Annotated in this window: 5 protein-coding genes, 2 tRNA genes and 1 rRNA gene; 4 read left to right on the plus strand and 4 right to left on the minus strand. The window is 62.2% G+C overall.

All coding sequences use genetic code 11. The features are described 5' to 3' along the window. Positions 1–379: 379 nt before the first annotated feature. Entirely contained in the window at positions 380–1,165 is a 786-nt protein-coding gene (locus K288_RS0115625; protein WP_027580413.1) for an MOSC domain-containing protein, read from the minus strand. Between the two features lie 335 nt (positions 1,166–1,500). On the opposite strand from K288_RS0115625, the gene clpB reads away from it, so the two are divergent. Further along, positions 1,501–4,140 carry an ATP-dependent chaperone ClpB gene (clpB, locus tag K288_RS0115635; protein WP_027580414.1) on the plus strand — a complete coding sequence of 880 codons (2,640 nt, stop codon included), beginning with the start codon at positions 1,501–1,503 and terminating at the stop codon, positions 4,138–4,140. A gap of 71 nt (positions 4,141–4,211) precedes the next feature. Here the strand turns inward: clpB and K288_RS0115640 are convergent, their stop codons facing one another. The 3 genes from K288_RS0115640 to K288_RS0115650 all read right to left on the minus strand — a co-directional run bounded on the left by K288_RS0115640 (position 4,212) and on the right by K288_RS0115650 (position 7,062). Next, the gene (locus K288_RS0115640; RefSeq protein ID WP_027580415.1) at positions 4,212–4,466 is read right to left on the minus strand and encodes a hypothetical protein; all 255 of its coding nucleotides are present in this window, start codon (positions 4,464–4,466) and stop codon (positions 4,212–4,214) included. A gap of 78 nt (positions 4,467–4,544) precedes the next feature. After that, a complete protein-coding gene (locus tag K288_RS0115645; RefSeq protein ID WP_027580416.1) occupies positions 4,545–4,904 on the minus strand; it encodes an SPW repeat protein in 360 nt (119 codons plus the stop codon). A 94-nt stretch (positions 4,905–4,998) separates the two neighbouring features. Continuing rightward, positions 4,999–7,062, minus strand: coding sequence for a M23 family metallopeptidase (locus K288_RS0115650; protein WP_027580417.1), 2,064 nt, complete (start codon positions 7,060–7,062; stop codon positions 4,999–5,001). Between the two features lie 850 nt (positions 7,063–7,912). On the opposite strand from K288_RS0115650, the gene K288_RS0115655 reads away from it, so the two are divergent. The 3 genes from K288_RS0115655 (at position 7,913) to K288_RS0115665 (ending at position 9,840) form a co-directional block, all read left to right on the plus strand. Next, a 16S ribosomal RNA gene (locus K288_RS0115655) occupies positions 7,913–9,401 on the plus strand. 229 nt (positions 9,402–9,630) lie between these two features. Next, a tRNA-Ile gene (locus K288_RS0115660) sits at positions 9,631–9,707 on the plus strand. 57 nt (positions 9,708–9,764) lie between these two features. Then, positions 9,765–9,840 (plus strand) — tRNA-Ala (locus K288_RS0115665). Positions 9,841–10,000 lie beyond the last annotated feature (160 nt).

The raw sequence follows: 10,000 nt of genomic DNA on the forward strand, positions 1-10,000 counted from the left end.
CGGTTGAACCTGTGGTCCTACCCCCGTGCTTTTTGTTGCACGGGACCCACGGGTGCAACCAGCACCCGGCTTTCCCTGCGCCCTCTGTTCAATGAGAGGGTGAAACGAGACGCAAAGCTCGGGCAATACATGCCGCGAGAACGCTGCTGCTTCCTCACACTCCACCGTCATGCCCGCGAAGGCGGGCATCCAGTATCCGGCGGCCTCTCGGCTCAAGCACCGCCGTCTCTGGAATACTGGATCGTCCGCCTTCGCGGACGATGACAGCGGAGAGGCTGTTTGAAAATTGATTCAGAATCGTAGGATGGGTAGAGCGCAGCGAAACCCATCATTCGCACGCTTGCTCCGTCGCGATGGGTTTCGCTGCGCTCTACCCATCCTACAGCAGCTCCGGATGCTCGGCCGCGATCTTATCGCCGAGCGCCACGCTGCCATCCGTGATCACCTCGGCATACACGCCGCATTCGTTGTGGCCGAGGCGCTGCATCAGGGTGTGCGGGATGGTGAGGTCGCGAACGCCGGTGTCGGGATCGACGTTGACGGCGGCGCAGCGGGTGATGCGCTTGACCACTTTGGCCCGCGCGCTGCCGATCGCGATGGTCTGGTCGAGCAGTTCGAATTCGTGCCAGGCCGGCCAACCCTCGACATAAAGGTTGGCGCGGAAGCGCAGGGGATGCACTGGTTGCCCGACCATCTCCTCGATCGCGCGCAGGCTGTTGAGGTTGATGATCGAGACCACCTTGCGGGCGACGTCGGAGAAGCTGTGGCCGGGGCTGGCCAGGACCTTTGGCGGCCCCTTGATCTCGCCGGCATGGTGGAGTGCGAAATACTGCTCGATCGCGGCGCGCCCGGCGACGGTTTCGAGGTCGCCCTGAGCCACCATCTCGCCATTCCGGCGCAGGGTCAGGACGTGGCTGCCATCGTCGAATTCGGCACGGAGCGGCACCAGCCACTCGTCCCGCTGCAGCATCAGGAAATGCGGTTTCGGCAGCCATTTGGGCCCGGCGGGGTCGAAGCCGCTCGGGCCGTTCTCGATGGCGTAGCGGCGGTCGGACGGGAGCGTGTGGCCAGCCTTGAGATCGGCTCGCGGCAGCGGTTCCGGGGTCAGGCCTTTGACGGGATAGCGGTAGATACCGGCGATCTGTGCAGGCGAAGCGGAAGACATCAGGCCTCTTAGGAGATTGTTGGCGATCGAGCCACCGAACCTTACGAAATCATTGCGGAAAGCTCTTCCGTTTCGGAACTCGATGCCCACATTGTGATCAAGCTCGAAACGAGGGCGACGACCACCGGCCCGTTGACCGACATCAACACGGCCGGGCGGAAACCCAATGAAGATGCCTTCACGGTGCCTATCGCGTGATCCGCGAAAGTGTACGTGCGGTTTCGTGAAAAGATCACGCGCTAATTTAAGAATTGGGCGCGATCAGACGCAAAACCGGTACCCACTTTTGCTGATCGCGCCCAGGGCCGGGAGGGCAGGCCGAGGGAAATCAAACCATGAATATCGAAAAATACACCGAGCGGGCGCGCGGCTTCATCCAGTCGGCGCAGTCGCTTGCGGTGCGCGAGGGGCACCAGCAGTTCTCGCCGCTGCATCTGTTGAAAGTTTTGCTGGACGACAGCGAAGGCCTGGCCGGCGGTCTGATCGATCGCGCCGGCGGCAATTCCCGCGCCATCCTCAAGGCGACCGAGGATGCGCTTAACAAGCTGCCGAAAGTATCGGGCAGCGGCGCGGGGCAGGTCTACCTTTCACCCGAACTGGCGCGGGCGTTCGATGCGGCCGAAAAGGCTGCCGAGAAGGCCGGCGACAGCTTCGTCACGGTCGAGCGTCTCCTGCTCGGGCTTACGCTCGAGAGGAACAGCGAGGCCGGCTCGATCCTGAACAAGGGCGGCGTCACCCCGCAGAACCTGAATGCGGCGATCGAGTCGCTGCGCAAGGGCCGTACGGCCGACAGCGCCACCGCCGAGAACGCCTATGACGCGCTGAAGAAATATGCCCGCGACCTGACCCAGGCCGCGCGCGACGGCAAGCTCGATCCGGTGATCGGCCGCGACGAGGAGATCCGTCGCACGATCCAGGTGCTGTCCCGCCGCACCAAGAACAACCCCGTCCTGATCGGCGAGCCCGGCGTCGGCAAGACCGCGATCGTCGAGGGTCTGGCGCTGCGCATCGTCAACGGCGACGTGCCGGAGAGCCTGAAGGACAAGCGGCTATTGTCGCTCGACCTCGGCGCGCTGATCGCGGGCGCAAAATACCGCGGCGAGTTCGAGGAGCGGCTGAAGGCCGTGCTGCAGGAGGTGACCTCGGCCGAGGGAACCTTCATCCTGTTCATCGACGAGATGCACACGCTGATCGGCGCCGGCAAGGCCGACGGCGCGATGGACGCCTCCAACCTGTTGAAGCCGGCGCTGGCCCGCGGCGAACTGCACTGCATCGGCGCGACCACGCTCGATGAGTACCAGAAGCATGTCGAGAAGGACGCCGCGCTTGCCCGCCGCTTCCAGCCGATCTTTGTCAGCGAGCCATCGGTCGAGGACACCATCTCGATCCTGCGCGGGTTGAAGGACAAGTACGAGCAGCACCACGGCGTGCGGATCGCCGATTCCGCGCTTGTGGCGGCCGCGACCCTGTCCAACCGCTACATCACCGACCGCTTCCTGCCCGACAAGGCCATCGACCTGATGGACGAGGCGGCGGCGCGGCTGAAGATGCAGGTCGATTCCAAGCCGGAAGAGCTTGATACGCTGGACCGCGAGATCATCCGCCTCAAGATCGAGCAGGAGGCGCTGAAGAAAGAAAGCGATCTGGGCTCGAAGAGCCGGCTGCAGGCGCTGGAGAAGGAGCTCGCTGATCTCGAGGAAAAATCGAAGGCGTTGACGCAGCGCTGGAGCGCGGAGAAGAACAAGCTCTCCAATGCCCAGAAGCTGAAGGCCGAACTCGACGCGCTGCGTGTCGACTTGGCCAACGCCCAGCGTCGCGGCGAATTCCAGCGTGCCGGCGAGCTTGCCTATGGCAAGATCCCGGCGCTGGAGAAGCAGCTCGCCGATATCGAGGCCAGCGAAAACCAGGGCGCGACGATGGAGGAGGCGGTCACCGCCAACCACATCGCGCAGGTGGTCTCCCGCTGGACCGGCGTGCCGGTCGACCGGATGCTGGAAGGCGAGAAAGAGAAGCTCCTGAAGATGGAGGATGCTCTCAGCAAGCGCGTCGTCGGCCAGGCCGAGGCGGTGCGTGCGGTGGCGACCGCCGTGCGCCGTTCGCGCGCCGGCCTGCAGGACCCGAACCGGCCGATGGGCTCGTTCATGTTCCTAGGCCCCACCGGCGTCGGCAAGACCGAGCTCACCAAGGCGCTGGCGGAGTACCTGTTCAACGACGAGACCGCGATGGTCCGCCTCGACATGTCCGAATACATGGAGAAGCACTCGGTCTCGCGGCTGATCGGTGCGCCTCCGGGCTATGTCGGCTATGACGAGGGCGGCGCGCTGACCGAAGCGGTGCGGCGGCGGCCCTATCAGGTGGTGCTGTTCGACGAGATCGAGAAGGCGCATCCTGACGTCTTCAACGTGCTGTTGCAGGTGCTCGACGACGGCCGCCTGACCGACGGTCAGGGCCGCACGGTCGACTTCCGCAACACGCTGATCATCATGACCTCGAACCTCGGTTCGGAATTCCTGGTGAACCAGCCGGAAGGCGAGGATACGGGCGCGGTGCGCGAGCAGGTGATGGCGACGGTGCGGGCGCATTTCCGCCCCGAATTCCTCAACCGCGTCGACGAGATCATCCTGTTCCATCGGCTGCAGAAGAGCGAGATGGGGCGGATCGTCGAGATCCAGTTCGCGCGGCTGCAGAAGCTCTTGGAGGATCGCAAGATCACGCTCACGCTGGATGCGGCGGCACGCGACTGGCTGGCTGCCAAGGGCTGGGATCCGGCTTACGGCGCCCGTCCGTTGAAGCGGGTGATCCAGCGCAGCCTGCAGGACCCGCTCGCCGAGATGATTCTGGGCGGCGACATCAAGGACGGCGACCACGTCAAGATCTCGGCCGAAGGCAACGTGCTGACCTTCAATGGCAAGGCGCAGCAGACCGCGGAGATCACGCAGTTCGACACGCCTGTGTCGAAACGCAAGCTGAACTGAGTTATGAGACGGCTCGAAGCCCCCTCCGCGGTCCGCGGAGGGGGCTTCGGGTTTTTGCGAGGCTGGAAGATTTATTCCTGCGTCACCGCCGGGCCGACATCGTCCTCGTCGCTCGGCTCGAGTTCGGAAAGGATGTCCACGAGCTCGCGGGCGCGGCCGGTGGCGAGCGGCTTGCCGGCGTTCATCAGCGGCTCGTCATTGGCGAGCCAGGCCTGGGCCTCCGCCAGTTCGTCGACGGTGGCGCCGGTCGCGATGATCTTGGCGATGGTGACATCGTCCACCTGGCCGACCGCCTTGACCACGTCTTCGCGTGTGATGTGCGTCATGCCCGGTACCCATCTACGCGAAACAGGGCCTCCCCCCGCCGTCATGGCGGGCAGGGACCTGAGTAAGGCAGCCCTCGATCAGCGGCCCGTGGTCAGCCGCGGCGGATGCTGCGACATCATCCAGAGCTCGATCGCAGCCAGGATCGCTACCGCGGCGCCGATCACCACATGGACCGTCATCGCGGTGGTTCCCTGGAAGCCCAATACCCAGGGCGACACCAGGGCCCACAATCCGACGATCAGGTTCAGCCACTCCTCCCACACCGCGAATGCCGCCAGCGCCGCGATCGCCAGGACCGCGATGACGATGCCGGTGATGTAGGCGTTGGTGGAGACGGTTCCGGCGGTGAAGCCGAACAGCCAGGGCGACAGCAAGAGGATCGCGCCAAGGACCAGGTTTGCGACGTCGCACAATTTCGCGTTCGTCCAATTCTCCATGACACCCTCCATTGGAGGTTTGCGCATCCATGAAACCGAGCTGGCGCCCTTCCGGTTCCATGGCCGCCGCGTCAAATTTGGACGAAGGAGGGGCTTAGCGGTTGCTGACGGGCCGCGGACCGGTCGAGCCGGTGGCGTCGGAGACGACGCGGGAGCTGCCGCGGCTGTTCATCTGGGCATCGATCCGGTCGCGCTCTTTCTCGAAGTTTGCCAGCATCGGGCCATCGAGCGAGCGCCCGCGCGGCAGCTTCACGCGCATCGGGTCGACGAAACGGCCGTTGACCAGGATTTCGTAGTGGACGTGGGCGCCGGTCGACATGCCGGTCGACCCGATAAAGCCGATGATCTGGCCCTGGCGCACGCGCTTGCCAGCCTCCATGCCCTTGGCGAAAGCGGACATGTGGCCGTAGGCGGTCTCATATCCGTTGTTGTGCTTGAGGCGGACATACTTGCCGTAGCCGCCCTCCCAGCCGACCTTTTCGACCACGCCGTTGCCCGAAGCGAAGATCGGGGTGCCGTAGGGGGCCGCCCAGTCGACGCCGGTGTGCATCTTGACGTAGCCGAGGATCGGATGGCGGCGGCCGCCAAAGCCGGAGCGCATGATCGCGTTGTTGACGGGCTTGCGCACCAGGAACTTCTTCGCGCTCTTGCCGGTCTCGTCGTAATAGTCGACCACCGAATCGTCTGGCGTCTGGAACCGGTAGTATTTCTTGGTCTCGCCGCCGACCGTGAGCGCGGCGTACAGCACCTCGATCTTTTCGCTGCTCGTCGTGCCTTCGTCCTCACCCGCGTAGAAGACGTCGAAGGAATCGCCGGGCTGTACCTTGCGCTGGAAGTCGACGTCGTAGGAATAGATGCGGACCATGTCCTCGATGACGTTCTGCGGCACCTTGTTGCGCAGCGCGGTCTCGTAAATGCTCTGATAGAGCCGCACGCCGCTGCCATCATCCTCATCGTCGTCGTCGCTGTTGTCAGCGGTGTCGGACACGGTGTTCATGCTCTGCACATCGACGGCAACATATTTGCCGATGTCCGAGAGGGCCGCGACCGCTTCGACCTGGGTATCGTTGGCGACGATCACGCGATAGGGCTGCAGCCGCGCTCCCGGGGCCGGATTCGCCGGCGCCATCAGGATCCGCAGCTTCTGGCCTTCCTTCAGGCCGCCATCGCGGCCGCGGGCGCCGAGCGTCGCCGCGATCGCCTTGGCCTCGTCGGCTGTCGCGCCCATCTCGCGGAGCACCGAGGTGACGGTGTCGCCTTTCTTGACGATATGCACCCGTTCCCCGGTTGGATTGCCGCCGGTGACCTGGTCCTTGGTCTTTGGCAGCAGCGTGACGTTTTCGGGCACCACGCGGGTCTCGAAGCCGGCATAGGGATCGGAAACGTTGCCTTCGGTGGCATAGGCGAGCTTGAGGTCGGGCTGCGCGCCGCCGACATCGGCGGTGGCGTTGGCCAGCGCATAGCGGACGCCGCCGTTATTGCCGCGCCAGTTGGCGGCGTCGCGCACCCGCATCACGATCTCGTCGAGCGCCACCACCGCGGCGATCTTCGCCTTCGGCAGCACCTGCGCCAGATCCTTGGTGACGAAGGAGACCTCGGCGTCGGGCTCCACAGCTTCGGGGTTGTTCGGATCGTCAGCCGCCGGGGTCTGGTTGGCGCCGACATCGCTCAACATGCGCTGGGCGTTGAAGGGCGGGATCTTGGCCGAAAGATCGCTTGTCGCCATCGACAGGTTGCCGGAGATGCGAACATACGGCCGCACGCGCATCACGTCGCGGTTGCCGACGCGGGTCACCGTCGATACCCGCACCACGTTGCGCGAGGCGCTTGAGTCCGACGGCGGCGGCAGGCGGTCGCTCTTGTGTAGGGTGGCGGCGCGGTCGTTGGCGCTGATTGCGCCGCGCAGCGCGCCCTCGACCCGCTCGGGGAGCTTGGCAAAGGTCATCTCGCCATCGAGGGACGCAAAAACGGCGCCGCCGATCAAGGCCGCGCCGCACAGGCCGGTGAGGATCGTGCCACTGAACCATTGTACGGAAACACGGCGGCGGTCGATCACCGCAGCCTCCGAGCCATCGACCGAAAGCGGCGGCTCGTGACCGAGATCAATCATCCCGGTCTCGCGTCCGAAGCCGCTCCCGCGTGACGCCCGTTGGCTCAAGCCCGTCTCCCCCCAAGTTCCATCAACATACGACGAGACTTCCGTACTCTCTTGCGCCCGCATTCGCCCTAGCAGGGCAATCCGGCAGTACGGCGCGTCACATGCAGCAACATTCGCGAATTATCGAAGGCCGATGGCCGACCACAATCTCGAACGCCAACGATGTGTAAATCTCTCGATGTTGCTCGGCCGCATGGAACTGGCGACGGGTTCATCAGAAATCGCCAGTCCCTTGGTAGAAAAACCATCGGCAGCCCCCACTGGCACCCGATGATTCATTGCATATCTAACGCCAGAACGTCGCAGGATTGTGGCTCAAGTACGGCGTAAAGTCCCGAAAAATCGAGGACTTCTGCCCGCCAGAAAATTCTGCACCTGATGCGACGATTTGTTGACAATGGCCGTTGACAAGCCGGATTGGGCCGGCCTATAAGGCGGCCACTGAGCGCGGCGCTGCATTGGCCCGGTAGGCCAAGGCAAGCTTTCGCGCCCTTGATGCTCCTCACTTTGATGAGTGACTCAACAGCCGACGTAAATCGGTTGGGGATTTGCCGTCGAGTGAAGGGTGTCGGAACCCTCCTAAGGGTGTGAGGTCCTCGGATCTCGGGCTGTTTGACAAGTGAAGATGAAGAAAGAGAAACGTGGACGGCGGAGTCCTTGCGGGTCTCGATTTTGAAAACCTCGGTTTTCCCGATCGGGACCGGACGAAAGACTTCGGCGGTACACGTTTTGAATAAGGTTACACCATGATCTCTTCATTGAGGTCAGGTCGCCAGCGATGTGAATCGCTGTGCGATTTCGGTGTGGACCTCGTCAAACGTTGTGATCAGCCGGCTCAAAGTTTCAAGTCCAACTTGAGAGTTTGATCCTGGCTCAGAGCGAACGCTGGCGGCAGGCTTAACACATGCAAGTCGAGCGGGCGTAGCAATACGTCAGCGGCAGACGGGTGAGTAACGCGTGGGAACGTACCTTTTGGTTCGGAACAACACAGGGAAACTTGTGCTAATACCGGATAAGCCCTTACGGGGAAAGATTTATCGCCGAAAGATCGGCCCGCGTCTGATTAGCTAGTTGGTGAGGTAATGGCTCACCAAGGCGACGATCAGTAGCTGGTCTGAGAGGATGATCAGCCACATTGGGACTGAGACACGGCCCAAACTCCTACGGGAGGCAGCAGTGGGGAATATTGGACAATGGGCGCAAGCCTGATCCAGCCATGCCGCGTGAGTGATGAAGGCCCTAGGGTTGTAAAGCTCTTTTGTGCGGGAAGATAATGACGGTACCGCAAGAATAAGCCCCGGCTAACTTCGTGCCAGCAGCCGCGGTAATACGAAGGGGGCTAGCGTTGCTCGGAATCACTGGGCGTAAAGGGTGCGTAGGCGGGTCTTTAAGTCAGGGGTGAAATCCTGGAGCTCAACTCCAGAACTGCCTTTGATACTGAAGATCTTGAGTTCGGGAGAGGTGAGTGGAACTGCGAGTGTAGAGGTGAAATTCGTAGATATTCGCAAGAACACCAGTGGCGAAGGCGGCTCACTGGCCCGATACTGACGCTGAGGCACGAAAGCGTGGGGAGCAAACAGGATTAGATACCCTGGTAGTCCACGCCGTAAACGATGAATGCCAGCCGTTAGTGGGTTTACTCACTAGTGGCGCAGCTAACGCTTTAAGCATTCCGCCTGGGGAGTACGGTCGCAAGATTAAAACTCAAAGGAATTGACGGGGGCCCGCACAAGCGGTGGAGCATGTGGTTTAATTCGACGCAACGCGCAGAACCTTACCAGCCCTTGACATCCCGGTCGCGGACTCCAGAGACGGAGTTCTTCAGTTCGGCTGGACCGGAGACAGGTGCTGCATGGCTGTCGTCAGCTCGTGTCGTGAGATGTTGGGTTAAGTCCCGCAACGAGCGCAACCCCCGTCCTTAGTTGCTACCATTTAGTTGAGCACTCTAAGGAGACTGCCGGTGATAAGCCGCGAGGAAGGTGGGGATGACGTCAAGTCCTCATGGCCCTTACGGGCTGGGCTACACACGTGCTACAATGGCGGTGACAATGGGAAGCGAAGACGCAAGTCCTAGCAAATCTCAAAAAGCCGTCTCAGTTCGGATTGGGCTCTGCAACTCGAGCCCATGAAGTTGGAATCGCTAGTAATCGTGGATCAGCACGCCACGGTGAATACGTTCCCGGGCCTTGTACACACCGCCCGTCACACCATGGGAGTTGGTTTTACCTGAAGACGGTGCGCTAACCGAAAGGGGGCAGCCGGCCACGGTAGGGTCAGCGACTGGGGTGAAGTCGTAACAAGGTAGCCGTAGGGGAACCTGCGGCTGGATCACCTCCTTTCTAAGGATGATCCTTCAGAGAGCTCACGCTCACTATCGGATCGTTTTAGAAACATCTCGGGGCCAATCAATCGCCAGATCGCTTGAGCTCCATTGGCGGGACCTCGCCGTCTTCGTTTCTCTTTCTTCGCGGACGAACACGCGCCAGGGGCTTAGCGCTGTGCGATGCATCGGCGCTTGCGCCTGGTGTGCGCGAACGGGCTCCGATCCTCAAAAGGGATAAGCGTCAGGGGCTTGTAGCTCAGTTGGTTAGAGCGCGCGCTTGATAAGCGTGAGGTCGGAAGTTCAAGTCTTCCCAGGCCCACCACTTTGATCGAGCGCATGTGTCTCTCTTATCCAGCCTACGGCATTCGTCTTCTGGTACGGGGCCATAGCTCAGCTGGGAGAGCGCGTGCTTTGCAAGCATGAGGTCGTCGGTTCGATCCCGTCTGGCTCCACCAGATGAAGTCGAAGATCGATGCGCTGCTTCAAGCCTCGACATAGTCGTCCGCGAAACATCAATTCGCACACGCAGTCCGGATGGACGCGCTGTGCGTGTTATCTGACATCGTAAAGAGGAGATCGATCCAAGTTTGGGATCTGCGGAGCAATTCGCGGGTG

The organism is Bradyrhizobium sp. Ai1a-2 (genome assembly GCF_000426245.1).
GTDB lineage: Bacteria > Pseudomonadota > Alphaproteobacteria > Rhizobiales > Xanthobacteraceae > Bradyrhizobium.